This window comes from Streptomyces minutiscleroticus (genome assembly GCF_014650875.1).
Taxonomy (GTDB): domain Bacteria; phylum Actinomycetota; class Actinomycetes; order Streptomycetales; family Streptomycetaceae; genus Streptomyces; species Streptomyces minutiscleroticus.
The window spans coordinates 13,919-39,245 of sequence record NZ_BMVU01000048.1 but is presented as its reverse complement, the minus strand read 5'-3'; the positions used below and the strand labels follow the sequence as shown (position 1 = coordinate 39,245).

Here is a 25,327-nt window from a genome sequence, read left to right as displayed (position 1 = left end):
GGAGGGGCTCCTTCGGTCGGCCGGGAGCCATAAGGTATGGCGGAAGACCTTTGCTTGGGAAGGGGGCACGGCCCGATGTCGCGCACGGACGCGCACGACGCACACGACCGGCTCGCCCAGGTGCTGCGCCCGGTCCGGGCGGGCAACGGCTTCGAGGAGGCTCTGGAGCAGGTCCTCCAGGTGATGCGCCTGGGCCTGGTGCCCACGGGCGGGCGGCTGCCGGCCGAGCGGGACCTGGCGCACCGGCTCGGCATCAGCCGGGTGACGCTGCGCGAGGTGCTGAAGGTGCTGCAGGAGCAGGGCCTGGTCGAGGCGCGGCGCGGACGGTACGGCGGGACGTTCGTGCTGCCGCGCGCCGAGGCGGCCGGCGGGGACGCGCTGCGCCGCCGGGTCGCGGACGTCGACATCGAGGACCTGCTGCGCTTCCGCGAGGTCCTGGAGGTGGGGGCGGCGGAGCTGTGCGCGGCGCACCGGCTGTCCGGCGAACGGGCCGGGCGGCTGCGCGAGGCGCTCGCGCGCACGCACGACGCGCCGCTCGCCGACTACCGGCGCCGGGACACGCTGCTGCACCTCACGCTCGCCGAGCTGAGCGGATCGCCGACGCTCACCGCGCAGTACGCGGGGGCCAGGGCGCGCGTGAACGACCTGCTGGACTGCATCCCGCTGCTGGTGCGCAACCTGGAGCACTCGCAGCGCCAGCACACCGCGCTGGTGGAGGCGGTCCTGGACGGGGACGCGGAGGCGGCGCGCGCCGCGATGCGCGAGCACTGCGCGGGCACGGCGGCCCTGCTGCGGGGCTTCCTGGCCTGAGCGGGCCGGCGGCCCACGGACCCCGAAGGGCACGGCCCGGACCGCCGAAAGGTACGGGAGGGGGCCATTGCCGTCGTACGCACCGGCCGCGCGCATCATGGACCGGCGCCGCCGGCACGGCGGCCGCACGGCGTACGAGGCACGAGGAGCACCAGGCATGACGGACAGGCCGCTGATCGGCGTCAGCACGTATCTGGAGTCGGGCGCGCGCTGGGGCGCGTGGGAACTGGAGGCGGCCCTGCTGCCCGTCGGGTATCCGCGGCTGGTGCAGGCGGCGGGCGGCCTCGCCGTGATGCTGCCGCCGGACGACCCCGCGCGGGCCGCCGCGGCCGTGGCCCGGCTGGACGGACTGGTGATCGCGGGCGGCCCGGACGTGGAGCCGGCGCGGTACGGCGCCGAGCCGGACCCCCGTACGGGTCCCCCTGCGCGCGAGCGGGACGCCTGGGAGCTGGCCCTGATCGAGGCGGCGCTGGCCGCGGGCACGCCCCTGCTGGGCGTCTGCCGGGGCATGCAGCTGCTGAACGTCGCCCTCGGCGGCACGCTGGTCCAGCACATCGACGGGCACGCCGAGGTGATCGGCGTCTTCGGCCGGCACGCGGTCGAGCCGGTCCCGGGCACGCTGTACGCGGGCCTGGTCCCGGAGGAGGCGTCCGTGCCCGCCTACCACCACCAGGCGGTGGACCGCCTCGGCGGCGGCCTGGCGGCGTCGGCGTTCGCGGAGGACGGCACGGTGGAGGCGGTCGAACTTCCCGGCCCCGGCTGGGTCCTCGGCGTCCAGTGGCACCCGGAGATGGACGTGGACCTGCGCGTCATGTCGGGCCTGGTCCGCGCGGCCGCCTCCTGACCGCGCCCGGCACCGGCACGCCCTGCCCCCGGGTGCGCCCTGCCTCCGGGCGCGTCCGGCCGCCCTTCGGACGCGCCCGCACGGGGGTTCCCGTCCGGACGGACGGCGCGGCGCCCGGCGGGGATCAGCCCGCCGCCGCCCGCAGCGCCGCGCCCAGCACCCGGGGCGCCGTCGCCAGCGACGGCCCGTACCAGGTGAGGTGGCGCCCGTCGACGAGGGCGCATGGCGTGCCCGGGAACGCCTCGGGTCCGTCGTCGGCGGTGAAGCGGTAGGGCTCGTCGGGCAGGACGACGAGGTCGGGGCGGACCGCCCGCAGCTCCTCCACCGGGACACGCGGATAGCGGTCCGGATGCGCCGCGTACGCGTTGTCGACGCCGAGGCGGGCCAGCACGTCCCCGGCGAAGGTGTCCCGGCCGAGGACCATCCACGGCCGCCGCCAGACCGGCACGACGGCCCGGGGGCGGTCCGCCGCGGCCGGCGCGCGGGGCGCGGGCGGCACGGCGGCCCAGGCCGCCTCCGCCTCGTCCAGCCAGCGCGGCCGGCCGCGCAGCCCGCAGGCCAGCACCACCCGGGTCAGCTCGGCGAACGCCTGCGCCACGTCCCGTACCTCGGTGACCAGCACCTCGAGGCCCGCCCCGCGCAGCGCGTCGAGGTCGGGCCCGCGGTTCTCCTCCTCGTTGGCGAGGACCAGGTCCGGGGCGAGCGCGGCGATCCGCCCGGTGTCGGGGTTCTTGGTGCCGCCGACGCGCACGACGTCGAGCCCGGCCGGGTGCGTGCACCAGTCGGTGGCGCCGACGAGGACGCCGGGCGCCGACACCGCGACCGCCTCGGTGAGCGAAGGCACCAGCGAGACGACCCTCACGGCCGGGATCCGCCGCTCACCTGCGCGGATCGTCGACCGCGTCGATGTGGTCGGCGACGGTCACGACCACGACGCGCGTGTCCGGCACCGTCGCCCGCCACCGGTGGCGCACCCCGCCCGTCAGGTAGAGCGTGTCGCCCTGGCCCAGGCGGTGGGCGCGGCCCTCCGCCTCCACCTCCACGGCGCCCTCCGCGACGTACATCAACTCGTCGTTGCGGTGCTGCAGTTCGCTGCTCTCCCCGTGGTCGCCGGTGTACTCCAGGGCGTGCATCTGGTGGTGTCCGCGCACCAGGGGGCGCACCCGGGCCTTTGGGACCGGTCCCGTCTCGGGGTCGGGTCCCGGCTCGTCCCCGGCGCGGACCACGTCGACGCAGCGGGCCCGGTCGGCGGCGGCGAGGAGCTCGGCGGCGGTGGTGCCGAGGGCGTCGGCGACCCGCTGCAGGGAGTGGGTGCTGGGCCGGGCCCGCTCGTTCTCGATCTGGCTCAGGAACGGCACCGACAGGCCGCTGCGCCGGGCCACGACGGCGAGGGTGAGCTCCAGTGCCCGGCGCCTTCGCCGTACGGCCGCACCCACCCGAAGGTTCTCCTTGCTGTCGTCCATGGCTTCGGCTCCCTCCCTTGCGTCGTCGTGCCGGCGACGTCCCGTACGCGCCGCCCTTTGATGAGTTGTCTGCACCCTACGCATGTTCGGCAAACGGTTTCATCCGCCCGTGACATCTCTGTCACACCCCGTGCACGGGCGGTGTCCCGTCCACCGCGGTCGGAGGTATTCCATCACCCCGGTCCGACAGCCGCGACAGACCTCGGCGAACGCCGCGAGGGGCGGGTCCCGGCGCGAAGTGCTTCGCGCCGGGACCCGCCCCTCGAACGGACCCCCTCGGCCCGGCGGGACCTACCGCCCCCGCCCGGCCTGCCGGACCGTCACGACGTCATCCGCTCCGCGACGTCCGGGTGGTCCTCGAGCCACGCGGCGACGGCCTGCTCCTCGTGGCCCCGGCCGCGGTCCTTGATCTCGTTCTCCAGCGTGCCCAGCTCGTCCTCGCTCATCTCGAAGTTCTCGATCCACCTCGTGAGCCGCGGGTACTGCTCCGGGAAGTCCTTGCTGGAGACGGTGTGGAGCCTGTTGCTGTCGCCGAAGAGCTTCTTGCCGTCCTCCAGCCGGGTCAGCTCGTACTCGCTGTAGGCCCAGTGCGGCGACCACAGGGTGACGGCGACGGGCTCCTTCCTGGCGTAGGCGCGCTTCAGCTCCGCGAGCATCGCGGGGCCGGAGCCGTCGACCACCTTGTACTCGCCGTCCAGGCCGTACCCGGGCAGGACCTTGTTCTTCAGCAGGTCCATCTGGCCGGTGCCCGGCTCGATGCCGACGATCCTGCCGTCGAAGACGTCGGCCTTCCCCTTGAGGTCCTCGAAGGACTCGACGCCCTTCACGTAGGACGGCACGGCCACGTCGAGCGAGGTCGGGCCGTACCAGCTGCCCAGGTCGTGCAGGTCGTCCTTGTACTTGTCCCAGTAGCTCTTCTGCCCGTACGGCAGCCAGGCGTCGAAGTTGAGGTCGAGGTCGCCGGTGGACAGCCCCGTGTACACGGGGCCGACGTCCATCTGCTTGAGGTTGAGCTCGTAGCCCTTCTTCTCCAGGACGTTCTTCCACAGGTAGGTGACGGCGACGTCCTCCTCCCACGGGAACCAGGCGACGTCCAGCGGGCGCTTCGTCTCGGCGGCGGCCGTCGTGCCGCCCTCCACCGGGGCCAGCTCGTCGACGACCCCGGGGTTGTCCTTCAGCCAGGTGCGCACGGCCTCCTGCTGCTGCCCCTTGCCCGCCTTGTTGATCTCGGCTTCGAGGGAGGTGAGCTGCTTCTCGTCCATCTCGAAGTCCTTGAGCCACCGGCCGACCTCGGGATTGTCCTCGGCGAAGCCCTTGCGGGACAGCGTGTGCACGCCGTCGCCCTCGCCCCAGGCGCCCTCGGGGTCCTTCAGCTTCTTCAGGTCGTAGTCGTTGTACGCCCAGTGCGGCGACCAGAGCGTGACGACGACCGGTTCCTTCTTGGCGTACGCGCGCTTGAGCTCGGCCAGCATCGCGGGCGTGGAGCTGTCGACGACCTCGTACTCCTCGTCGAGCCCGTACTCCTTGAGCACCTTGCTCTTCAGCAGGGCCATCTCGCCGGCGCTGGACTCGATGCCGGTGATCTTCCCGCCGAACTCCGCCGCCCGGCCCTTGAGGTCCTCCAGCGAGTCGATGCCCTTCATGTAGGAGGGCACGCTCAGCTCCAGGGACGTGGGGCCGTACCAGGAGCCCAGGTCGTCCAGCCGGTCGCCGTACTTCTTCCAGTACTGCTCGTGCGTGGTGGGCAGCCAGGCGTCGGTCTGGAAGTCGACGCTGCCCTGGGCGAGCGAGGTGTACAGCGGCCCGGCGTCGAACTGCTTGGCCTCGACCTCGAACCCGCGCTCCTGAAGGATCTCCTTCCACAGGAAGGTGGAGGCGACGCCCTCGTCCCAGGGGATGTAGCCGATGGTGACCTTCTTGCCCTGGCCGACGTTCTTGCCGTCGGACGCGACGGCGGTGGTGCTGTCGTTCGCCGGGCCGAAGATCCCCATGCCGCCCGCGACCAGCGCGAGGACGACGACACCGACCACGGCGACGGCGGGCCGGGGACGGTAGGACCAGATCTTCAGTCCCTGGGCGGCGCGGGCCCGGGCGGCGGCGCGGCGGCCCAGCGGCGAGACCTGCGTGCCCAGCGCGCCGGTCATGCGGTCCAGGTAGATGGCGAGGATGACGATGGCGACGCCGGCCTCGGAGCCCAGGCCCACGTTCAGCTGGCCGATGGCCTCGTTGACGTCGCCGCCGAGGCCGCCGGTGCCGACCATGCCGGCGATCGCGGCCATGGACAGGCCCAGCATGATGACCTGGTTCACGCCGGCCATGACCGTGGGCAGCGCGAGCGGCAGCTGGACGCGCAGCAGGGTGTTGCGCGGAGTCGTGCCGAAGGCCTCGGCGGCCTCGACCAGCTCCTTGTCGACCTGGCGGATGCCCAGCTCCGTCATGCGGACGCCGGGGGCCAGGGCGAAGATCAGGGTGGCCACGATGCCCGCGGGGGCGCCGGTGCCGAAGAACAGGATCGCCGGGATGAGGTAGATCATCGCCGGGAGCGTCTGCATGAAGTCGAGCACGGGGCGCACGGCCGCGCTGACGCGGCTGGAGCGCGCCGCCCAGATGCCGACCGGCACCGAGATCACCAGCGCGATGATCGTGGCGACGAGGACGAGCGACAGCGTCACCATCGCGTCGTCCCACAACTCCATGGAGTCGATGAACGCGAAGCCCAGGAAGGCGAGGACCGCGGCGAGCGTGCCGCGCAGCCAGAGGGCGATCACCGCGAAGATGCCCGCGAGCAGCAGCGGTTCGGGCGCCTGGAGGACCGCGCTGATGCCGTCGTAGGCGCCGAGGAAGACGGTCTTGAAGAAGTCGAAGAGCCAGGCCACGTGGTCCAGCAGCCAGTCGACCGCGTCGTTGACCCAGTCGCCGAGGGGGATCCTAGGCACGGGCGGCCACCTTCTCCCCGCCGGCGCGCGGGCTGTCGCACGGCGCGGGGTCGCCCTGCTCGTCGCCGAGGGAGCCGATCAGCCGCTGCCGGGGCACCACGCCGACCAGCCTGCGCTCGCCGTTCACCGTGTCGACGACGGCGACGGGGTGCGAGACGCGCGCGCTGATCGCGCACAGCTCGCCGAAGGGGGTGCCGGACGTGGCCGTGGGGCAGCCGCAGCCGGCCTCGTCGCCGCGTACGTCGGTGTCCATGACGGAGGCCGCGGTGAGCACCCGGGAGCGGTCGACGTCCTGGGTGAAGGAGGCGACGTAGTCGTTGGCGGGGCGCACCAGGATGTCCTCGGCCGAGCCGGTCTGGACGATCCGGCCGTCGCGCATGACGGCGATCTGGTCACCGAGCCGCATCGCCTCGTTGAGGTCGTGCGTGATGAAGACGATGGTCTTCTTGAGCTTGTCCTGCAACTCGATGAGCTGGTCCTGCATGTCACGGCGGATCAGCGGGTCGAGCGCGCTGAAGGACTCGTCCATCAGCAGCAGGTCGGCGTCGGTGGCGAGCGCCCGGGCCAGGCCCACGCGCTGCTGCATGCCGCCGGACAGTTCGTCGGGCCAGGACTTCTCCCATCCCGCGAGACCGGCGAGTTCGAGGGCCTCGGTGGCGCGTTTCTCCCGCTCGGCGCGGGGCACCCCCTGCACCTCTAGGCCGTACGCGGCGTTCTCCAGGACGCTGCGGTGCGGGAACAGCGCGAAGTGCTGGAAGACCATGCTGATCTTCTTCGAGCGGACCTGGCGCAGCTCGCGGTCGCTCAGCTCCGTCAGATCCTGTCCGTCGAAGCGCACGTGACCCGCCGTCGGTTCCAGCAGGCCGTTGAGCATGCGCAGCAGCGTCGACTTGCCGGACCCGGACAGACCCATGACGACGAATATCTGTCCGGGCTCGACCGTGAAGGAGGCGTCGATCACCGCGGCGGTCGTGCCGTCGGCGCGCAGTTCCTCTCGGTCGCAGCCTCGGCGGAGTTTCTCCACCGCGTCGTCGGGTCGTCTGCCGAACACTTTGAAAAGGTGTTCGGCCTGCAGCCTGGATGACACACGTACCTCTCGGGTCGTACCAAGAACGGCCCGCCTCCCCCGCCAACGGGCCGTGGAGCGACGCGGGTTCCGCCCGCACGTCCGGTTCTCGCCTTGCCTGGCGGGCAAAAATCTTGACCGGGTCCGCTCCGGGTCGGCGCATTCCCGGCACCTTCGACAGCAAACGTAGAAGTGGCTCTGCTCACATTTTGTTTACGTTTTGACCAAAGCCCGCGGACAGGATTCCGCTTCTCGTTCCGCATACGGCGCCGGACGGTGACTGTCCGTGGCGTACGGCATGATGCCTGCCGTGACCCGACGCCTGATGCTTCTCGACACCGCCTCGCTGTACTTCCGCGCCTACTACGGCGTCCCGGACTCGGTGAAGGCCCCCGACGGCACGCCGGTGAACGCCGTGCGGGGCCTGCTGGACTTCATCGACCGGCTCGTCCGGGACCACGCCCCCGACTCCCTGGTGGCCTGCATGGACGCGGACTGGCGGCCCAAGTGGCGGGTCGACCTCATCCCCTCCTACAAGGCGCACCGCGTGGCCCGGGAGTCCGACGGCGGACCGGACACCGAGGAGGTGCCGGACACCCTCTCCCCGCAGGTCCCGGTCATCGAGGAGGTGCTGGACGCGCTGGGCATCGCCCGCGTCGGCGTCGCCGGGTACGAGGCGGACGACGTGATCGGCACGTTCGCGGGCCGCGCCACGGGCCCGGTGGACATCGTCACCGGCGACCGCGACCTGTACCAGCTGGTGGACGACGCCCGGCGGGTGCGCGTGCTGTACCCGATCAAGGGCGTCGGCTCGCTCCAGGTCACCGACGAGACGTGGCTGCGCGGCAGGTACGGCGTGGACGGCGCGGGGTACGCGGACCTGGCCCTGCTGCGCGGCGACCCCAGCGACGGCCTGCCGGGCGTGCCGGGGATCGGCGAGAAGACGGCCGCCAGGCTGCTCGACGCCTTCGGCGACCTGGCCGGGATCATGGCCGCCGTCGACGACCCGGCCTCCGCGCTCACGCCGTCGCAGCGCAAGCGCCTGGACGCCTCGCGGGCGTACGTCGAGGCGGCGCCCAAGGTGGTCCGGGTCGCCTCCGACGTACCGCTGCCGGAGGTGGACACGGCGCTGCCGCGCACGCCGCGCGACGCGGAGGCCCTGGAGGGGCTCGGCCGCCGCTGGGGCCTGGGCGGTTCGCTCCAGCGGCTGCTCACGACGTTGGAGGGATGATCCGGAAGACTGGGGGGAGGACAGCCCGGAAGGCTGTCGAAAACCGGTTCCCATGACGACACATGACCGGTCCCGACGGGTCGGCCCTGCGCTCGGCCCGGGTGAGGTGCTAGGAAGGATGGCATCCTTGTTAGGTAAGCCTTATCCAGCACATTCGGAGGCCGTCATGGCAGAGCGTCCGGCACGCAGGGTGCCCAAGGCCCACTCCGCGCGGGTCGTCCGCACCGAACGGCTGACGCCCCGCATGCAGCGTGTGGTCCTCGGCGGCGACGGCCTGGCGGACTTCGCCGCGGACACCTGCACCGACCACTATGTGAAGCTGCTGTTCGGGGCCGAGGGCGTGACCTACCCCGAGCCCTTCGACATGGCGCGGATCCGCGAGGAGTTCCCGCGCGAGCAGTGGCCGGTGACGCGGACGTACACCGTGCGGGCGTGGGACCCGGCGGTGCGGGAGCTGACCCTGGACTTCGTCGTCCACGGCGACGAGGGCCTGGCCGGGCCGTGGGCCACCCGGGCCCGGCCCGGCGAGTTGGTCCGCTTCCTCGGCCCCGGCGGCGCCTACGCGCCCGACCCCGGGGCGGACTGGCACCTGCTGGCCGGTGACGAGAGCGCGCTGCCCGCCATCGCCGCCGCCCTGGAGTCGCTGCCCGCCGGCGCCCGCGCGCACGCCTTCGTCGAGGTCGCGGGCCCGGAGGAGGAGCAGAAGATCGACTCCGACGTGGAGGTGGTCTGGCTGCACCGCGGCACGCGGCCGGTCGGCGAGGCGCTGGTGGAGGCCGTACGGGGCCTGTCGTTCCCGCAGGGCCGGGTGCACGCCTTCGTGCACGGCGAGGCCGGCTTCGTGAAGGAGCTGCGCAAGCTGCTCCGCGTGGAGCTCCAGGTGCCCCGCGAGGACCTGTCCGTCACGGGCTACTGGCGGCTCGGCCACGACGAGGACGGCTGGCAGGCGTCCAAGCGCGAGTGGAACGCCCGCGTGGAGGCCGAGCAGGAGAGCGCCGCCCCGGCGGCGTCCTGACCGCACGGCCCCGGACGTACCCGCGAGGAAGGGACAGCGCCCCGGCCCCCGGCCTGCCCGACGACCGTCACCGGTGTCCCGGTCCGGCGCGGCCCGGACCCCGCCTCGTAGGCTGACCGGGTGAGACGCAAGCGCGGGATCCCGCCCTCCCCCCTGCCGCAGCGGGACGGCGTCGACGCGGTGCGGGTGCGGCTGCCGCTCGACGGCGCCTGGCCCACCGTGCGGGACCATCTGGTGGCACGGCTCGCGGCCGGGGACGGTGTGATCGACCGGATGCTCGGCGCCGGGGAGATCGTGGACGCGGACGGCGCTCCCGTGCCGCCCGACGCGCCGTACGTGCCGGGCCTGTACCTGTGGTTCCACCGGGAGCGGCGGCCCGAGGTGCCGGTGCCGTTCGCCGTGGACGTCGTGTACCGCGACGAGCGCATCGTCGTCGCCGACAAGCCGCACTTCCTCGCCACCGTGCCGCGCGGCGGCCACGTCACCGAGACGGCGCTCGCCCGGCTCCGCCGCGAACTGGGCCTGCCCGCGCTGACGGCCGCGCACCGCCTCGACCGGCTCACCGCCGGGCTCGTGCTGTTCACCGTGCGCCCCGAGGACCGCGGCGCCTACCAGGGGCTCTTCCGCGACCGGCGCGTCCGCAAGGAGTACGAGGCCGTGGCCCCGCACGACCCGGCGCTCGCGCTGCCGCGGACCGTGCGCAGCCGGATCGTGAAGGAGCGGGGCGTGCTGACCGCCCGCGAGGTCGAGGGCGAACCCAACGCCGTGACCCGCGTCGAGTCGGCCGAGCACCGCGGCGGGCTCGCGCGCTACCGGCTGCTGCCCGGCACGGGGCAGACCCATCAGCTGCGGGTGCACATGAACGCGCTGGGGGTGCCCATCCTCGGCGATCCCCTCTACCCGGTGGTGACCGGCCCCGTGCCGGCCGGCGACTTCCGGCACCCGCTCCAGTTGCTGGCGCGGGTGCTGGAGTTCACCGATCCGGCCACGGGGCGGCGGCACCGGTTCGTCAGCGGCCGGGAGCTGGCCGCCTGGCCATCCCCTGGGACCTGGTCCTCTTCCGGGGCCCGGTCCGCTCAGTAGCCGCGCCACCAGAGCAGGAAGCGCCGCCAGGCACCGGGCCGCCGCACCGGCTCGGCGGGGGGCCGCGCCGCGGACGGGGCCGGGGTCCGCGCCGCGGGCGGTGCGGGCGGCTCCGGCACGGCGGGGGCCGGTGCGGGCGCGGGCGGCGGCATCGTGACGTGCCAGTCCGTGCGCGGCCGCGGCACCGGGTGCCCGGGGCGCTGGTCGATGTCCTGCGGCGGCGTGGGCGCGAACCGCACGGGCAGCTCCACCAGGTGCCGCGACGCGATGGAGTGGGTCCAGCCCAGGTCCTCCTCGGCGCAGTCGAGCTCCAGGTCCGGCAGGCGCAGCAGCAGCGCGTCGACGCCGGAGTCGGCGATGGCGCGGCCGATGTCCTGGCCCGGGCACTCGTGCGGGCCGCCGCCGAAGGCGAGGTGGGAGCGGTTGCCCTGCATGCTGGCGGCCAGGTCGGGGCGGACGCGCGGGTCGACGTTGCCCGGCGCGATCCCGAAGATCAGCCCGTCGCCCTTGCGGATGCGCTGGCCGCCCAGCTCCGTGTCCTGCTTGGCGAAGTAGCCGAGGACGGTGCTGAACGGCGGCTCGTCCCACAGGGACTGCTCGACCGCCTCCGGCACCGTCATCTGGCCGCCGCTGAGCTGGGCGCGGAAGCGCGGATCGGTCAGCACCATGCGCAGCACGTTGCTCAGGAGGTTGGTCGTGGCCTCGTAGGCGGCGATCAGCACCAGCCACAGGTGCTGGGTCACCTCGTCGTCGCTGAGCCGCGCCGGGTGCATGACCAGGTGGCCGGCGAAGTCCTCCTCGGGGTGGGCGCGGCGCCGGGCGGTGAGCCGCGCCAGGGTCCCCATGACGTACTCGTGGCTGGCGATCGCGGTCTCGCTGCCCCGGAGCATGTCGCGGGCGGCCTGCACCATGCGGTCGTTGTACTCCTCGGGCATGCCGAGGATCTCGCACAGGACCGCCATCGGCAGGTGCTCGGCGAACTGGCCGACCAGGTCGGCGGTGCCCTTCTCGCAGAACCCGTTGACCAGCTGCTGGGTCGCGCGGTTGATGTAGCGGCGCACGCCGCGGTGGTCGATGGTCGACATGGCGCCGGTGACCGCGCCGCGCAGCCGCAGGTGCTCGTCGCCCTCGGCGTAGGCGCAGATGGGCTGCCAGGCGATGTGCGGCAGCAGGGGGTGGTCCGATCCCACCATGCCGTTCTGGACGGCGGTCCAGATGCGGCTGTCCCGGGTGTACTGCGAGGGGGTGCGCAGCATGTGCATGTTCTCGGTGTGGCCGAGCACCACCCAGATCGGCACGTCGTTGTGGAGCAGCACGGGCGCCACGGGGCCGTGCTCGGCGCGCAGCTTCTCGTACAGGCCCGCCAGGTCCTCCGCCTCGGGCCCGTACAGGCGGTGCAGTCCGCCCGGTCCGGTGCCGTGGGCGGGGCAGCCCGGCGGCGGCGCGAGGGCGGTGTCGTCCGTACCGGTGCGGAAGGGGGATTCAGGCGTCACGGTGATCGCTTTCGGGGCTGGGGGTTCCGGGGTCTGGGGAGGGCGGCGTGGGGGCCGTCGTACGGCCGGGCACCGGTGGGCCCCGGCCGCACGAGGGGCGGTCGCCGGACGGACGGCGGCCGCCGGGCGAGCTGTGGCCGCCGGACGGGAGGCTCAGGCGGGCGCCGACGTCATCGCGATCGAGTGCAGGAAGCGCATCAGGGTCATCAGGACGTCCCGGCTGGAGGCCCGGCGCCGCGCGTCGCAGCGCACGATGGGGACCTCGTCGGTCAGGTCGAGGGCCGAGCGCATGTCGTCGATGGAGTAGCGGGGCGCGTCGGGGAAGTCGTTGACGGCCACGACGAACGGCACGCCGCGCTCCTCCAGGCGCCCTATGACGTCGAAGCTGACCTCCAGGCGGCGGGTGTCGAGCAGGACGACCGCGCCGAGGGCGCCTTCGAACAGGCCGTTCCACAGGAACCAGAAGCGCTCCTGGCCGGGCGTGCCGAACAGGTAGAGCACCAGTTGGTCCGTGATGCTGATGCGGCCGAAGTCCATGGCGACGGTGGTCGCGGTCTTGGTGTCCGAGCCGTAGTTGTCGTCGACGCCGACGCCGGCCTGCGTCATGGTCTCCTCGGTCGTCAGCGGTCTGATCTCGCTGACGGAGCCCACCATCGTCGTCTTGCCGACTCCGAATCCGCCCACGATCACGACCTTCACGGCGGACTGCGCCGTGTGCGGCAGGTGGTCCTCGGCGCGAGGACCCGTGACGGTGTCAGAGTTTTTGAAGTCCATGCATCACCGCTTCGAGGAGGGAACGGTCGGGCAGCGCCGAGCGGACGATCGGGGCGCGCGCCTGGACCAGTTCGGCCGCCAGCAGCTCCGTCAGCAGGACGGACATCACGCTGAACGGCAGGTCGAGATAGGCCGAGAGCTCGGCCACGGACAGGGGGGCCGTGCACAGCCCGATCACCGCGGACTGCTCCGGCGGGGTGGTGGGCGGCGGCTCGGCGCGGGCCACGATCAGGGTGACGAGGTCGATGGAGGCACGGGCGCCGTCGTCGTCGCCCTGGCCGGTGATGATGTACAGCCGTTCCGGCTGGCTGCCCTCGCCCTGCTCGCCGGCGGGCTCGGACGGTTCCGGGGGGACGGCCTCGGGCGAGCGCCGTTGTCGTTTCGGAGGCGTCATACGGTCTGCCCGTTCCGCCGGGGCGGACTGGTCAGATGGGCTCCGATGCGGACGACGAGGTCGCGCATGCGGTTGCTCATCAGCCCGGCGTCCACGGTCTCGTCCGCGAGCACGGCGAGGTAGGCGTTGGGCCCGGCGGCCATCAGGTAGAAGTAGCCGCCGTTGATCTCGATGATGACCATGCGCATCCGGCCGTCGCTGTCCGGGATCTCGGTGGCGACGGCGCCGGCCAGGCTCTGCAGTCCGGCGCAGGCGGCGGCGATGCGGTCGGCGGCGTCCGGGTCGCCGCCGTGGCGCGCGATGCGCAGACCGTCCGCGGAGAGCACGACGACCTGCCGGGTGTAGGGCACCCCGTCGGCGAGCTCCTTGAGCATCCAGTCGAAGTTGGCTCGCTGCTGGATCACTTGCGCTCCCCTTCGTCGTCGGCCTCCGTACGGGCCGCCCGGTCGGTGGTGTCCTGCGCGCCCGGCTGCGGGTCGCCCTTGAGTCCGTTCATGAACGCCTCGACCCACAGGCCGGGTTCGCGCTCCTGCTTCTGCGGCGCCGGCTCCGGCGGGGTGTACTGCGGGGGCGCCGCCGCCCGGGCCGCGGCGGCCTCCGCCTCCGCCGCCCGCATCTCGGCCACCCGCTGGCTGAAGGGGATCTTCACGCGGCTGCGGCGCTGCGGCAGCCCGTTGTCCGTCCACTCGGTGACCTCGGGGACGTCGTCCTCCATGGACGCGGACAGCGGCGCCGAGGTGCGCGGTCCCGCGGTGGGGCGGCGCCTCTTGGGCGGCCGCTTGGGCCCCTCGACGCCGCCGTAGTCGGCCCGGGGCACGGCGGTGGCGCCGATGCCGTGCGCGAGACCGGGCGCGGGGCCGGTGGAGAGCATGGCGCGCGGCACGACCAGCACGGCCCGTACGCCGCCGTACGCGGACTGCCGCAGCGAGACCTGCATGTCGTACATCTGGGCGATGCGGCCGACGACCGCCATGCCGAGGCGGGGGGACTCGCCGAGCGCGTTGAGGTCGACGCCGGCCCGGGCGTCGGCGAGCATCTTCTCGGCCCGCAGCCGGGCCTCCTCGCTGAGGCTGACGCCGCCGTCCTCGATCTCGATGGCGACGCCGGTCTGCACCTCGACCGCGGTGACGTGCACCTTGGTCTGCGGCGGCGAGTAACGGGTGGCGTTGTCGAGGAGCTCGGCGCAGGCGTGGATGACCGGCTCGACCGACGAGCCGTCGACGCCGACCTTGCAGATCGACTGCAGGTCGATGCGGCGGTACTCCAGGATGCGCGACATCGCGCCGCGCAGCACGCTGTACAGCGGCACCGGCTTGGGCCACTTGCGGCCGGGGCGGCCGCCGCCGAGCACGGCGATGGAGTCGGCGAGCCGGCCGATCAGCGCGGTGCCGTGGTCGATGCGCAGGAGGTCGTCGAAGACGTCGGGGTTGTTCCCGTGGTCGTTCTCCATCTCCCGCAGTTCCTTGGCCTGCTGGTGGACGAGGGCCTGGACGCGCCGGGCGATGTTGACGAAGGAGCGCTGCGAGGAGTCGCGCCTGGCCTCCTCGTAGTCGACGATCCGCAGCACGTAGCGCAGCAGTTCGCGCTGGGACAGGGGGAGGTCGCGGTGCCGGGGGTCGCAGTCCACGAGCCTGCGGATGACCTCGGGCGGGGAGACGCCGGTGCGCAGCTCCGACAGGGCCGTCGGCAGCAGGTCGTTGGAGAAGGCGACGAGGTCCTCCTCCTGGCCGGCGATGCGCTCCTCCAGGAGCGCGGTCCGCCGGGCGTGCTCGGCGCGCGCCCGGCGCAGGACCCGGCCCCGGCGGACCGCCTCGGTGGCGGTCGCGGTCACCAGCAGCGTCGCGACGGCGCCGCACCAGCCGACGGCCATCCGGGCCGGTTCCGCCACCGCGGCGACGGCGGCTCCGGTGGCCGCGGCCATGAGTACGGCCGGCAGCAGCAGCACGCGCGCGTAGGGAACGTCACGGCCACCGGGAGGCGATTGAACACTCACCATGTATGCCCTCTGAGATATCGGCTGGGGGTTCGGGGAGTCCACGAAGAAGGTGGGGGGTACACATTGCGCCTTCAAGGCATCGGGGAACATGCGCACGAATACGTCTCAACTCGGTGCGCCGCGGGCGAGCTTAGCCCCGCCGGATCACCGTCGAACCCTCTTCTCCAAGGCCCTGAAATGGCCCCCGGAGCGGAGTAGTCTCGGCCCCTTTCACGCATCGGGGAGCACAATCGAACACGCTCCGTAATGGCGGCAGGACAAACGAAAACGCCTCACCGTCACGGGTGAGGCGGTGTCCGGAACGGCCCCATAACGCACGTACGCCGCCTCCCGGAGGAGACGGCGCACGTGCGGGGGAACGCGCCCGCGGGCGGAGCGCTCAGCCCACCGACGAGTAGGCGACCACACCCCGCAGCAACGCGTCGACGGCCTTGCGCGCGTTCTTCGGCACGGTCGACTCCCCGCCCGCGGGCGCGGCGGCCGCGATCTGCCCGAGCACGTCGATGACCTGCTTGCACCAGCGCACGAAGTCGCCCGCGGGCATCTCCGCCTCGCGCAGCACCTCGTCCAGGCCCTTGCCCGAGGCCCACGAGTACGCCGCCCAGGCGAAGCCCAGGTCGGGCTCGCGCTGCCCGACGCCCTCGGTCTGGGAGATGCGGAACTGCTCCTCCACGGCGTCGAGGCGGCCCCAGATGCGCACCATCTCGCCCAGCGCGGCCTTGGCCCCGCCGGAGGGCAGCTTGGGCGCCATCGCGTCGTCGCCGACCCGGGACTCGTAGACCAGCGCCGAGACGCAGGCGGCCAGCTCGGCCGGGCCGAGGCCCTCCCAGACGCGCTCGCGCAGGCACTCGCTGGCGAGCAGGTCCAGCTCGCCGTACAGGCGCGCCAGGCGCCTGCCGTGCTCGGTGACCTCGTTGCCGCGCAGGTAGTCCAGCTCCGTCAGCAGGGCCACGATCCGGTCGAAGGTGCGGGCGATGGTGTTCGTCCGGCCCTCGATGCGCCTCTCCAGCTGCGAGGTGTCGCGCAGCAGCCGGTGGTAGCGCTCGGCCCAGCGGGCGTGGTCCTCGCGGTCGGAGCAGCCGTGGCAGGGGTGCGCCCGGATCGCCGTGCGCAGCCGGGCGATCTCGCGGTCGTCGGCCGCCTCGGCCCGCCGCTTGCGGTGCCGCTCCGGCACGATGTGCCCGGCCTTGGTGCGCAGCGCCGAGGCCAGGTCGCGCCGCGACTGGGGCGAGCGCGCGTTGAACGACTTGGGGATGCGCATCCGGTCCAGCGCCTCCACCGGCACCGGGAAGTCCACCGACGCCAGCCGCTTGACCTGCCGCTCCGCGGTGAGCACCAGCGGGCGCGGGCCGTCGTGGTGCTCGAAGCCGCGGTGCCCGTTGGAACGGCCCGCGGGCAGGCCCGGGTCCAGGACGAGCGCCAGGCCGGCGAACCGGCCCGTCGGCACGTGGATGACGTCGCCCGGCTTGAGCTTCTCCAGGGCCGAGGCGGCCTCGGCCCGGCGCTGCGAGGCGCCCTGGCGGGCCAGCTCCGTCTCGCGGTCCTTCAGCTCCCGGCGCAGCCGCATGTACTCGTCGAAGTCGCCGAGGTGGCAGGTCATGGAGGCCTTGTAGCCCTCAAGACCCTCCTCGTTGCGCTGCACCTGGCGGGAGATGCCGACGACCGACTTGTCGGCCTGGAACTGCGCGAACGACGTCTCGAGCAGCTCGCGCGAGCGGTGCCGCCCGAACTGCTGCACCAGGTTCACGGCCATGTTGTACGAGGGCTTGAAGCTGGAGCGCAGCGGATAGGTGCGCGTGCCCGCGAGACCGGCCAGGTGGTCGGGGTTCATGCCGCGCTGCCACAGCACCACGGCGTGGCCCTCGACATCGATGCCGCGGCGCCCGGCCCGGCCCGTGAGCTGCGTGTACTCGCCGGGGGTGATGTCGGCGTGCTGCTCGCCGTTCCACTTGACGAGCTTCTCCAGGACCACCGAGCGCGCCGGCATGTTGATGCCCAGCGCCAGGGTCTCGGTGGCGAACACCGCCTTGACCAGGCCGCGCACGAACAGCTCCTCGACGACCTCCTTGAAGGTCGGCAGCATGCCCGCGTGGTGCGCGGCGATGCCCCGCTCCAGGCCCTCCAGCCACTCGTAGTAGCCGAGCACGTGCAGGTCCTCGGCCGGGATGGAGGCCGTGCGCTCCTCGACCAGGGCGCGGACCTTGTCCCGCGCCTCCTCGTCGTTCAGCCGCAGGCCCGCGTACAGGCACTGCTGGACGGCCGCCTCGCAGGCGGCGCGGCTGAAGATGAACGTGATGGCGGGCAGCAGTCCCTCGGCGTCCAGGCGCTCGATGACCTCGGGCCGGCCGGGCGTCCACACCCGGGAGCGCTGCCGGCGCTCCCGCTCGCGGTCGGCCTCGCGCATGGCGCGGCCCCGCCTGCGGTCCTGGTACGAGGGGCGGCTCGCCTCCATGCGGGCCAGCCGCGTCAGGTCGGGGTTGACGGCCTTCTTGTGGCCCTCGCCCTCCTCGAACAGGTCGTACATCCGCCGCCCGGCCAGCACGTGCTGGAACAGCGGCACCGGCCGGTGCTCGGAGACGATCACCTCGGTGTCGCCGCGGACGGTGTCGAGCCAGTCGCCGAACTCCTCGGCGTTCGACACGGTCGCCGAGAGCGACACCAGCGTCACGGACTCCGGGAGGTGGATGATCACTTCCTCCCAGACGGCGCCGCGGAAGCGGTCCGAGAGGTAGTGCACCTCGTCCATGACCACGTACCCGAGACCGCTGAGGGTCTGCGAGCCCGCGTACAGCATGTTCCGCAGCACCTCGGTGGTCATCACGACCACCGGGGCGTCGGAGTTCACGCTGTTGTCGCCGGTGAGCAGGCCCACCCTGTCGGCGCCGTAACGGCGGCACAGGTCGGCGTACTTCTGGTTCGACAGCGCCTTGATGGGTGTCGTGTAGAAGCACTTCTTGCCCTGCCGCAGGGCGAGGTGGACGGCGAACTCGCCGACGATCGTCTTGCCCGAGCCGGTGGGCGCGGCCACCAGCACGCCCTTGCCGGCCTCGAGCGCCCGGCAGGCCTCGATCTGGAAGGGGTCGAGACCGAAGTCGTACATCTCGCGGAAGGAGGCGAGCGCGGTGGCCTGCTCGGCAGCCCGCTTGCGCGCTGCCGCGTACCGCTCGGCCGGTGAGAGGTCCTCTGTCATCGTACTTTCGAGGTTACCGGCCACCACCGACATAAGGACGATCATTATCCGGATCTGTCGCCGGGCGGCCGCCGGTCCACGCAGCTCAGCGCCTCGCCGCCAACGCGGAACGCACGGTTCAGGGCCCGGCGATCCGTACCGCGCCCGGCACGCACGCGGCGGTCAGGGGCAGCGGCCCGAGCGGTTCGCCGTCGGCGTAGCCGGTGACCCCCTCGGCCGCCAGCTCGATCCGCGCGGCGCGGTGCACGCTCACCACGGGGTGATCCAGGTGGGTGCCCCGGTAGACCCGGGGGAAGACCTTCAGCAGCGTCGCCCGGCCGCACGCCCCGACCACCGTGACGTCGAAGAGCCCGTCGCCGGGGTCGGCGCCCGCGCAGATCCTCATGCCGCCGCCGTACGAGGAGGTGTTCCCGACGGCCACGAGCGTGGCCTCGACCTCCCGCACCGCCCCGCCGTCCAGGGCGATCCGGTAGCGCAGGGGCCGCAGCGCGGCCAGCTCGGCGAGCATCGCCAGGTCGTACCGCAGACGCCCGGCGGGCCACCGCATGCGGTTGCCCCGGTCGTTGACGCGGGAGTCGAAGCCGGAGGCCAGCACGGTGCCGAACCAGGTGCCGCCCGCCCGGCCCAGGTCGACGTCCCGCAGCCGCGCCTCCTCCAGCGCCCCGGCGACGGCGCGCCCGGCGGCGGCCGGGTCCCGCAGGGGCAGCCCCAGGGCCCGCGCGAAGTCGTTGCCGGTGCCGGCGGCGACCAGCCCGAGCGGGGTGCGGGTACCGGCGACCGCCTGGAGCGCGAGGTGCGCCATGCCGTCGCCCCCGACGGCGACCAGCGCGCCGGTGCCCGCCGCGACGGCGGCGCGGGCCCGGCGCAGCGCGTCCGCCGGGCCGGTGCCGAGGACCGTGCGCACGGAGAAGCCCGCGTCCCTCAGCACGGCGGCCGCGGACCGAGCGGCCCGGGCGCCCCGGCCGCGGCCCGCGGCCGGATTCACGAAGAGGGAGATCTCGCTGGTCACGGGCGGACCCTACAATCCGCCCGGGCCCGTCAGGTCACGTCGTCATAACCGTTGATCCGCTCCCGCTCGCCGTCCTGCTTCGTCAGCGCGGGCCGCGGGGCCGGGACCGGCTCCACCTCGCCGATGTCCTCCGGCGTGAGGTCCAGCTCGGAGGCCTCGTCGTCGGCGGGGCCCGCCGCGTCGCGGCGGCTCCTGCGGCGGTCGTTGAGCAGGGAGAACAGGGTCGCGGCGAAGTACAGCACCCAGATCGGGCCCGCGAGCGCCAGCATGGTCAGCGGGTCCGTGCTGGGCGTGGCGACGGCCGCGAACACCGTGATGCCCATGATCATGCCGCGCCACCAGCCGAGCATGCGCCTGCCGGTGATGGCACCCGTGAGGTTCAGCATCACCAGCAGCAGCGGCAGCTCGAAGGAGAGGCCGAAGACCAGCACCATGCGCGTGATGAGGTTCAGCAGGTCGTCGAGCGGCAGCTGGTTGTCCAGGTCGGCCGGCGAGAACTCCAGCAGGACCGTCGCCATCGTCGGCAGCGTCTTGTACGCGAAGAAGGCGCCCCCGACGAACAGGGGGAAGCCCACACCCACGAAGGCCATCGCGTACTTGCGCTCGTGGCGGTGCAGGCCCGGGGCGATGAACGCCCACAGCTGGTACAGCCAGACCGGGGAAGCGAAGATCACGCCCGCCATCAGCGAGACCTTCAGCGCGAGCGTGAACGGTGTGAGCAGGCCGTTGAGCACGATGCGCGCGCACGTGCCGCTCTCCTGCTTCGCCAGCTCCTCGAAGCTGGCCCCGCACCCCACGGCCTCCAGGATCGGGTCCGTGAAGAACTGGATGATGTCCTTGTAGAAGAAGGCGCCGACGACCGTGACGACGACGATCGCGAGCACGGCCTTCGCGAGCCGGTTGCGGAGCTCACGCAGGTGTTCCGCGAGGGGCATCCGCCCCTCGGGGTCCTTCTCCTTCTTGCGGGCAGACTTGAGCAACCCACGTCCTCATCTCGTGCGGCGGGCCGGAGGCGTCCGGCCCTTTCGTCAGCGCTTGGTCGTGTCCGTCGGCTCGGTGACCGGGCGGGAGCTGGTCACGTCGCCGGGAGCGGCCTGGATGGTGCGCTGCGCCGGGGTCTGCTCGTCGGCGGGCGGGCCGGCCGGGGCGGCGCTGTCGTCCTTGTTCTCGGACTTCATCGCCTTGGCCTCGCTCTTGAGGATGCGCGCGGACTTGCCGAGCGACCGCGCCATGTCCGGAAGCTTCTTCGCGCCGAACAGCAGGATGATGACGACGAGGATGAGAATGATCTCGGGAGCTCCGAGCCTTCCGAACATAAGCCTTTACCTTCTCACCGAGACTGCGTTGGGGGCGTGCTGCCCGAGCCGCCGGAACGTCCGTCCGACGATCGCGCTGCCAGCGATCGTAACGCCCAGGGGTGAACGCGGGGCAATGCCCGTGCGTCCTCCAGTTGTGCGGCCCGTGCCTCGTGTTCCGGCCCGCCCCGAGCAGCGTACCCGCCCCTGCCTGCGCGTCGACAGACCGCGACGCCCGGGAGGGCGGCGCCGGGCGCGGGTGGAATGCACCGCGGACCGGCGGGTGCGAGAGGCGGGAGTCACAGCGGACCGGCAGGGAGGAGAGGCCGGGGTCACAGCGGACGGGCAGGCCGGGGAAGGGTGCGTCACAGCGCGTCGACGGCCCGCGCCGTGCTCTGCGCCGCCCTCTCCAGGTCCTCGGCGGCGCGGCCGATCCGCTGGGCGGAGTCGGCGACCTGCCGGCCCAGACGCTGGGTCTCCACGAAGACACGGACGGCGAGCACGCCGAGCACGGCGAGCCCCAGGAACCCCACGACGATCGCGAGCATCGGCCAGAACATGGTGACGAGCCTAGAGGGTCGAGTGCAGGCGCAGGGTGCGCACCCCGCCGCCGGTGAGCAGTTCGACGATCCGCTCGCCGGCCGGCTTGCGCACCGACTCCCCGCACTCGGGGCAGGTGAAGGAGTAGAAGGTGGTCCTGCTGGTGGCGCCGATGGCCAGCAGCAGGGCCGAGGCGGACAGCTCGGAGTAGGCCCGGCACTCCGGGCAGGCGGCCCTGAAGGTGACGGACGGCACCCGGGTCATCCCGGCGAACGCCTTCACGACCGTCATCTCCTCGGGACCGGACGTCGCCGACCTGCTGCTCACAGCCCCTGCTCCTGCCTGTCGTACCGCCCGTCACCGGTCCCCTGCCGCGCGGCGCGCGGCCCGTCCACCACGTCCCGCGGCGCGGCGTGCAGCGCTGCGGCGGCCTCGTACGCGGTGGGCGCCCCGTCGCCGTACGAGGACGGGCCCGGGGCCGGGGCCGCGGTGCCTGTGGCGGCCGGCGCTCCGGCCGTGCCCGTACCCGTGCCGCCCGCGCCGCCCGTGCCGTCCGCCGGGGCGTCGTACGCCGCCAGCGCCTCCAGAGCGGCCCGGCGGGCGCTGTCGGCCAGCTGCGGCGGCGACACGATCCGGCCGTCCGGACCGAGCCGCAGCGCCAGGCGGCGCAGCGAGGCCGGGTCGGGCGTGCGCAGCGTGATGCGCAGGCCGCCGTCGGGCAGCTCCTCGGCGCTGTCGTGCGGGTAGTACTCGGCGACCCAGCGGCCGCCGGGGCCCACCTCCACGACCACCTCGGGGTCCTCGGCGGAGGGCTGCACCAGCGCCTCCGACAGGTCCCGCAGCTCGATCTCCGGCGGCGCGGAGGGCTCGTCCAGGACGCGGATCTCGGCCACCCGGTCCAGGCGGAAGGTGCGCCGCGCCTCGGAGCGGCGGCACCAGGCCTCGACGTAGGTGTGACCGACGCTGACCAGGCGGATCGGGTCGATCTCGCGCTCGGTGACCTCGTCGCGGGCGGGCGAGTAGTAGCGGATCCACAGCCGGCGCCGCTCGGAGATCGCCCGGTCGACGTCCGCGAAGACGCCGCCCTCGGACTCGAACGTCACCGACAGCCGGGCGCTGGCGCCCGCCGCCTCGCCGGCGGCCGTCTCCACCTTCGCCGTGGCCCGCAGCAGCGCCTGCCGGTCGCCCTCGCGCAGCCCCGGCAGGGTCGCCACGGCCCGGGCGGCCACGAGCAGCGCGGTGGCCTCGTCGGCGGCGAGCCTCAGCGGCTCGGCCGCCTCCGCCGCGAGGGCGGCGGGGTTGTGCCACCAGATGCGGTCGCCGTCGGTGTCGATGTCCAGCAGGTCGCCGCCGCGGAAGCTGGTCCCGCACAGCGGCAGCACGTCGAGGTCGGAGATCAGCTCGTCCTCGGTGATCCCGAAGGCGCGGGCGACGTCGCCCACCCGGGCGCCGGGCCGCTCGCGCAGATACGTCACCAGGGACAGCATCCGCCGCGTCTGGTCGATGGCGTTGGCGGGCCTGGCCGGTTTTCCTGCCACGTTCTTCGCGTTCCCCTCAGCCCTTGGCCACGGCGCGCAGCCGGTCCACGACATCGTCCCGCAGCTCGGCCGGTTCCAGGACCACCACGTCGGGTCCGAACTCCACCAGCCAGGCATCCAGACCGTGCCCGTACGGAATCTCCAACTCGTCCCACCCGTTCCCCAGTTCCCGCGCCGAGGAGGCCTTCGCCCGCAGCGGGTAGCCGGCGCCGGTGCGCAGCCGGATCCGGGCGGAGCGGTCGGCGGTCTCCCCCGCCCAGCTCGCCACGGTCTCGCGCACGGTGACCACGTCGGGCACCTCGGCGGTGAACCTCCCGGCGCGCGAGCGCACCTTCCCGGTGATCCGCGACAGCCGGAAGACGCGCTCGGCGCCCCGGTCGCGGTCGAAACCGGCCAGGTACCAGTGGCCGCGCCAGCACTCCAGCGCCCACGGCTCCACGGTGCGCGGCTCGGGGCGGGCGGCGGTGGCCTTGCGGTACTCGAAGGAGACGGGCCTGCGGTCGCGGCAGGCCAGCATCAGCGGCTCGAAGGCCGCCTCGTGCACGGGGATGCGGGGCTCCAGCGCGCCGTGCGCCTCGTAGGGGTCCACGTCCTCGGGCAGGCCCGCGGCGCGCAGCTTCTGCAGGGCGCCGCTGGCCGCGCCGGCGAGGCGGGCCTGCTGCCACACCTTGGCGGCCAGGCCCAGGGCCGCGGCCTCCTCGGCGTCCAGGGTGATCGGCGGGAGCCGGTTGCTGTCGCGGCGGGCCAGGTAGCCGACCTCGCCGTCGAGGTTCTCCACGGTCTCGATGATCAGTCCGAGCTCGCGCAGGTCGTCCTTGTCGCGCTCGAACATGCGGTTGAAGCTGTCGTCCGAGTTCGCTTCCAAGTAGGCCTCGATGGACTCGCGCAGCTCACGCTTGCTGAGCGGCCGCCGCGTCCCGAGCAGACACAGCGCCAGGTTCATCAGCCGCTCGGCCTTGGCAATGGCCATCGACGCCCTTCCCTCTCATACTTCCGGTCGTCGACCGTACCGCTCCGAAGGACCAGGACAAAAGCCGAGGGCCCACGCCCGGACAGGCGTGGGCCCCGGATGATCGGCTCCGGTCGGATCCCGTACCGACACCGTACGGCGGCGGGACCGCGACGCGGCCTCTCGGGGCTTCCCCCGGGCGGTCAGACGCCGAGGAGGTCGACCACGAAGATCAGGGTCTCGCCGGGCTTGATCGCCGGGGTCGGGCTCTGGTTGCCGTAGGCGAGGTGGGCCGGGATGGTCAGCTGGCGGCGGCCGCCGACCTTCATGCCCTGCACGCCCCGGTCCCAGCCGGCGATGACGCGGCCGCCGCCGAGCGGGAAGCGGAAGGGCGTACCGCGGTTCCAGCTGGCGTCGAACTCCTCGCCCGTGCTGAAGGCGACACCCACGTAGTGGACCGTGACGGTCTGGCCCGCCTTGGCCTCCTCGCCGTCGCCCTCCCAGATGTCCTTGATCTCGAGGTCGGCCGGGGGCTCGCCGCCCGGGAAGTCGATCTCGGGCTTCTCGATGTTCACGTCTCTAGCTCCTGCTGTGTGTGCGATAGGGCAACCTGCACAGTCTCGCATCCCGGCGCGGCCGCGCCCCGCCGAGGACGCGGCGTCACATCTTGGCGAGGATGTCGACGCTGAAGACGAGCGTGGAGTCCTTCTTGATGCCGCTGCCGCTCGGCGGGTTGTCGCCGTAGCCCAGCTTCGGCGGGATGACGATGACGACGCGGCTGCCGACCTTCTTGCCGGTCAGGCCCTGCGCCCAGCCCTTGACGACCTGCTGCAGGGAGAAGGAGGTGAGCTGCCCGCGCTCGTAGGTGGAGTCGAACTCCTTGCCGGTGTCCCACAGCACGCCCTTGTACTGGACCAGGACGGTGTCGCTCTCGCCGACCTCGTCGCCGTCGCCCTCCAGCACGTACTCCGCGACCAGCTTCGTCGGCGCGTCCGTCTCCGGGATGTCGATGGAGGGGGCCTTGCCGTCGGTGCCCGTGCCGACCTGCGGCAGGTCGGCGGCGCCGGAGCCGGCCTTCTCGCCCTTGGCGGAGCTCTTGGCGTTGAAGGTGTTCTGCACGTCGATGACGAAGACCAGCGTGTCGTCGCCCCCGATGCCCGCCTGCTCGTTGCCCTGCTCACCGTAGCCCCAGGTGGGCGGCACGGCCGTCATCACGCGGCTGCCGGCCTTCTTGCCCTGCAGGGCGTAGCGCCAGCCGTCGATGATCGAGCCCTGGGCGAGCTGGATGAGCAGCGGGGCCTTGCGGTCGTAGGAGTTGTCGAAGACCTTCGCCGTGTCCCAGACCTGGCCGAGGTAGTGCGCCTGGACGTAGTCGTTCTCGGCGACGGTGGCGCCCGTGCCGACGATGAGCGTCTCCACCGCGAGGTCCTTCGACGGGTCCCCCTCGCCCTTGGCGACGGTGGGCTTCTCGCCGAACCTCTCCCCGTCGGTGATCTTCGGCAGCGGCCCGTCGACGATCTTCGGGGCCGGCGCCGCACCGCTGGAGGGGGAGGACGAGGCGGACGAACTGTCGCCGGAGCCGTCCTTGCCGCTGTCGTCATCACCACAGCCGGCGAGCGCGAGCAGTCCGGCGGGGGCGGCAATCAGGAGTGAGCGTCGGCGCACGGTGGGGGCCTCGTATCGATCGATCTTGTATGGGCG

General features: G+C 73.0%; 24 protein-coding genes. 5 read left to right on the top strand and 19 right to left on the bottom strand.

All coding sequences use genetic code 11. The features are described 5' to 3' along the window. Window positions 1–75 precede the first annotated feature (75 nt). Both IE271_RS31980 and IE271_RS31975 read left to right on the top strand, forming a co-directional pair. The gene (locus tag IE271_RS31980; protein WP_229919682.1) at window positions 76–810 is read left to right on the top strand and encodes a FadR/GntR family transcriptional regulator; all 735 of its coding nucleotides are present in this window, start codon (window positions 76–78) and stop codon (window positions 808–810) included. Window positions 811–967: 157 nt separating this feature from the next. Then, window positions 968–1,654: a gamma-glutamyl-gamma-aminobutyrate hydrolase family protein gene (locus tag IE271_RS31975; RefSeq protein WP_190193983.1), complete on the top strand. Its 687-nt coding sequence runs from the start codon at window positions 968–970 to the stop codon at window positions 1,652–1,654. A 124-nt stretch (window positions 1,655–1,778) separates the two neighbouring features. Here IE271_RS31975 and IE271_RS31970 read toward each other — a convergent pair whose 3' ends face one another. The 4 genes from IE271_RS31970 to IE271_RS31955 form a co-directional block, all read right to left on the bottom strand. Beyond that, on the bottom strand, window positions 1,779–2,516 hold the full coding sequence (locus IE271_RS31970; protein WP_190193982.1) for a helical backbone metal receptor: 738 nt from the start codon (window positions 2,514–2,516) through the stop codon (window positions 1,779–1,781). Between the two features lie 16 nt (window positions 2,517–2,532). After that, window positions 2,533–3,117, bottom strand: a complete 585-nt coding sequence (locus IE271_RS31965; protein ID WP_190193981.1) for a helix-turn-helix domain-containing protein — start codon at window positions 3,115–3,117, stop codon at window positions 2,533–2,535. A gap of 320 nt (window positions 3,118–3,437) precedes the next feature. Next, complete coding sequence (locus IE271_RS31960; protein WP_190193980.1) at window positions 3,438–6,053, bottom strand: ABC transporter permease/substrate binding protein; 2,616 nt, start codon at window positions 6,051–6,053, stop codon at window positions 3,438–3,440. After that, window positions 6,046–7,140 carry a quaternary amine ABC transporter ATP-binding protein gene (locus IE271_RS31955; protein WP_190193979.1) on the bottom strand — a complete coding sequence of 365 codons (1,095 nt, stop codon included), beginning with the start codon at window positions 7,138–7,140 and terminating at the stop codon, window positions 6,046–6,048. The genes IE271_RS31960 and IE271_RS31955 overlap by 8 nt, the downstream gene beginning before the upstream one ends. 304 nt (window positions 7,141–7,444) lie before the next feature. Here IE271_RS31955 and IE271_RS31950 point away from each other — a divergent pair, with 304 nt between their 5' ends. The 3 genes from IE271_RS31950 (at window position 7,445) to IE271_RS31940 (ending at window position 10,448) form a co-directional block, all read left to right on the top strand. Then, window positions 7,445–8,350 (top strand): 5'-3' exonuclease, encoded by a 906-nt coding sequence (locus IE271_RS31950; protein ID WP_190193997.1) that lies wholly within the window; start codon window positions 7,445–7,447, stop codon window positions 8,348–8,350. A 166-nt stretch (window positions 8,351–8,516) separates the two neighbouring features. Next, on the top strand, window positions 8,517–9,365 hold the full coding sequence (locus tag IE271_RS31945) for a siderophore-interacting protein (protein WP_190193978.1): 849 nt from the start codon (window positions 8,517–8,519) through the stop codon (window positions 9,363–9,365). A 120-nt stretch (window positions 9,366–9,485) separates the two neighbouring features. Further along, on the top strand, window positions 9,486–10,448 hold the full coding sequence (locus IE271_RS31940) for an RluA family pseudouridine synthase (RefSeq protein ID WP_190193977.1): 963 nt from the start codon (window positions 9,486–9,488) through the stop codon (window positions 10,446–10,448). Here the strand turns inward: IE271_RS31940 and IE271_RS31935 are convergent. The 15 genes from IE271_RS31935 to IE271_RS31865 all read right to left on the bottom strand — a co-directional run bounded on the left by IE271_RS31935 (window position 10,442) and on the right by IE271_RS31865 (window position 25,291). Further along, window positions 10,442–11,941 (bottom strand): cytochrome P450, encoded by a 1,500-nt coding sequence (locus IE271_RS31935; protein WP_190193976.1) that lies wholly within the window; start codon window positions 11,939–11,941, stop codon window positions 10,442–10,444. The two genes, IE271_RS31940 and IE271_RS31935, sit on opposite strands and share 7 nt — an antisense overlap. A 153-nt stretch (window positions 11,942–12,094) precedes the next feature. After that, on the bottom strand, window positions 12,095–12,715 hold the full coding sequence (locus IE271_RS31930; RefSeq protein ID WP_190193975.1) for a GTP-binding protein: 621 nt from the start codon (window positions 12,713–12,715) through the stop codon (window positions 12,095–12,097). Beyond that, window positions 12,696–13,109 (bottom strand): DUF742 domain-containing protein, encoded by a 414-nt coding sequence (locus tag IE271_RS31925; protein ID WP_190193974.1) that lies wholly within the window; start codon window positions 13,107–13,109, stop codon window positions 12,696–12,698. The genes IE271_RS31930 and IE271_RS31925 overlap by 20 nt, the downstream gene beginning before the upstream one ends. Beyond that, entirely contained in the window at window positions 13,106–13,513 is a 408-nt protein-coding gene (locus IE271_RS31920) for a roadblock/LC7 domain-containing protein (protein ID WP_190193973.1), read from the bottom strand. The genes IE271_RS31925 and IE271_RS31920 overlap by 4 nt, the downstream gene beginning before the upstream one ends. After that, window positions 13,510–15,105, bottom strand: coding sequence for a sensor histidine kinase (locus IE271_RS31915; protein ID WP_190193972.1), 1,596 nt, complete (start codon window positions 15,103–15,105; stop codon window positions 13,510–13,512). Before IE271_RS31915 ends, IE271_RS31920 begins: the two co-directional genes overlap by 4 nt. 379 nt (window positions 15,106–15,484) lie before the next feature. Then, window positions 15,485–18,340 (bottom strand): DEAD/DEAH box helicase, encoded by a 2,856-nt coding sequence (locus IE271_RS31910; RefSeq protein ID WP_190193971.1) that lies wholly within the window; start codon window positions 18,338–18,340, stop codon window positions 15,485–15,487. A 73-nt stretch (window positions 18,341–18,413) separates the two neighbouring features. After that, a complete protein-coding gene (locus tag IE271_RS31905) occupies window positions 18,414–19,304 on the bottom strand; it encodes a diacylglycerol kinase (protein ID WP_190193970.1) in 891 nt (296 codons plus the stop codon). A 29-nt stretch (window positions 19,305–19,333) separates the two neighbouring features. After that, window positions 19,334–20,284: a twin-arginine translocase subunit TatC gene (tatC, locus tag IE271_RS31900; RefSeq protein ID WP_190193969.1), complete on the bottom strand. Its 951-nt coding sequence runs from the start codon at window positions 20,282–20,284 to the stop codon at window positions 19,334–19,336. Window positions 20,285–20,332: 48 nt separating this feature from the next. Next, on the bottom strand, window positions 20,333–20,620 hold the full coding sequence (gene tatA, locus IE271_RS31895) for a Sec-independent protein translocase subunit TatA (protein WP_190193968.1): 288 nt from the start codon (window positions 20,618–20,620) through the stop codon (window positions 20,333–20,335). A gap of 344 nt (window positions 20,621–20,964) precedes the next feature. After that, entirely contained in the window at window positions 20,965–21,159 is a 195-nt protein-coding gene (locus IE271_RS31890) for a hypothetical protein (protein WP_190193967.1), read from the bottom strand. A gap of 10 nt (window positions 21,160–21,169) precedes the next feature. Beyond that, entirely contained in the window at window positions 21,170–21,430 is a 261-nt protein-coding gene (locus IE271_RS31885; protein WP_190193996.1) for a hypothetical protein, read from the bottom strand. A gap of 32 nt (window positions 21,431–21,462) precedes the next feature. Beyond that, entirely contained in the window at window positions 21,463–22,677 is a 1,215-nt protein-coding gene (locus IE271_RS31880; protein ID WP_229919681.1) for a helix-turn-helix transcriptional regulator, read from the bottom strand. A 16-nt stretch (window positions 22,678–22,693) separates the two neighbouring features. Then, on the bottom strand, window positions 22,694–23,647 hold the full coding sequence (locus IE271_RS31875; protein WP_190193966.1) for a helix-turn-helix transcriptional regulator: 954 nt from the start codon (window positions 23,645–23,647) through the stop codon (window positions 22,694–22,696). Between the two features lie 182 nt (window positions 23,648–23,829). Next, complete coding sequence (locus IE271_RS31870; protein ID WP_190193965.1) at window positions 23,830–24,201, bottom strand: FKBP-type peptidyl-prolyl cis-trans isomerase; 372 nt, start codon at window positions 24,199–24,201, stop codon at window positions 23,830–23,832. Window positions 24,202–24,286: 85 nt separating this feature from the next. Next, on the bottom strand, window positions 24,287–25,291 hold the full coding sequence (locus IE271_RS31865) for an FKBP-type peptidyl-prolyl cis-trans isomerase (RefSeq protein ID WP_190193995.1): 1,005 nt from the start codon (window positions 25,289–25,291) through the stop codon (window positions 24,287–24,289). Window positions 25,292–25,327 lie beyond the last annotated feature (36 nt).

Bases quoted from the DNA above. Each gene is read 5' to 3' on its own strand.
- tatA (WP_190193968.1), bottom strand. From the start codon at position 20,620: ATGTTCGGAAGGCTCGGAGCTCCCGAGATCATTCTCATCCTCGTCGTC.
- IE271_RS31950 (WP_190193997.1), top strand. From the start codon at position 7,445: ATGCTTCTCGACACCGCCTCGCTGTACTTCCGCGCCTACTACGGCGTC.
- IE271_RS31945 (WP_190193978.1), top strand. From the start codon at position 8,517: ATGGCAGAGCGTCCGGCACGCAGGGTGCCCAAGGCCCACTCCGCGCGG.
- IE271_RS31915 (WP_190193972.1), bottom strand. From the start codon at position 15,105: ATGGTGAGTGTTCAATCGCCTCCCGGTGGCCGTGACGTTCCCTACGCG.
- IE271_RS31975 (WP_190193983.1), top strand. From the start codon at position 968: ATGACGGACAGGCCGCTGATCGGCGTCAGCACGTATCTGGAGTCGGGC.
- IE271_RS31910 (WP_190193971.1), bottom strand. From the start codon at position 18,340: ATGATCGTCCTTATGTCGGTGGTGGCCGGTAACCTCGAAAGTACGATG.
- IE271_RS31925 (WP_190193974.1), bottom strand. From the start codon at position 13,109: ATGACGCCTCCGAAACGACAACGGCGCTCGCCCGAGGCCGTCCCCCCG.
- IE271_RS31980 (WP_229919682.1), top strand. From the start codon at position 76: ATGTCGCGCACGGACGCGCACGACGCACACGACCGGCTCGCCCAGGTG.
- IE271_RS31930 (WP_190193975.1), bottom strand. From the start codon at position 12,715: ATGGACTTCAAAAACTCTGACACCGTCACGGGTCCTCGCGCCGAGGAC.
- IE271_RS31965 (WP_190193981.1), bottom strand. From the start codon at position 3,117: ATGGACGACAGCAAGGAGAACCTTCGGGTGGGTGCGGCCGTACGGCGA.
- IE271_RS31885 (WP_190193996.1), bottom strand. From the start codon at position 21,430: ATGACGGTCGTGAAGGCGTTCGCCGGGATGACCCGGGTGCCGTCCGTC.
- IE271_RS31890 (WP_190193967.1), bottom strand. From the start codon at position 21,159: ATGTTCTGGCCGATGCTCGCGATCGTCGTGGGGTTCCTGGGGCTCGCC.
- IE271_RS31875 (WP_190193966.1), bottom strand. From the start codon at position 23,647: ATGGCCATTGCCAAGGCCGAGCGGCTGATGAACCTGGCGCTGTGTCTG.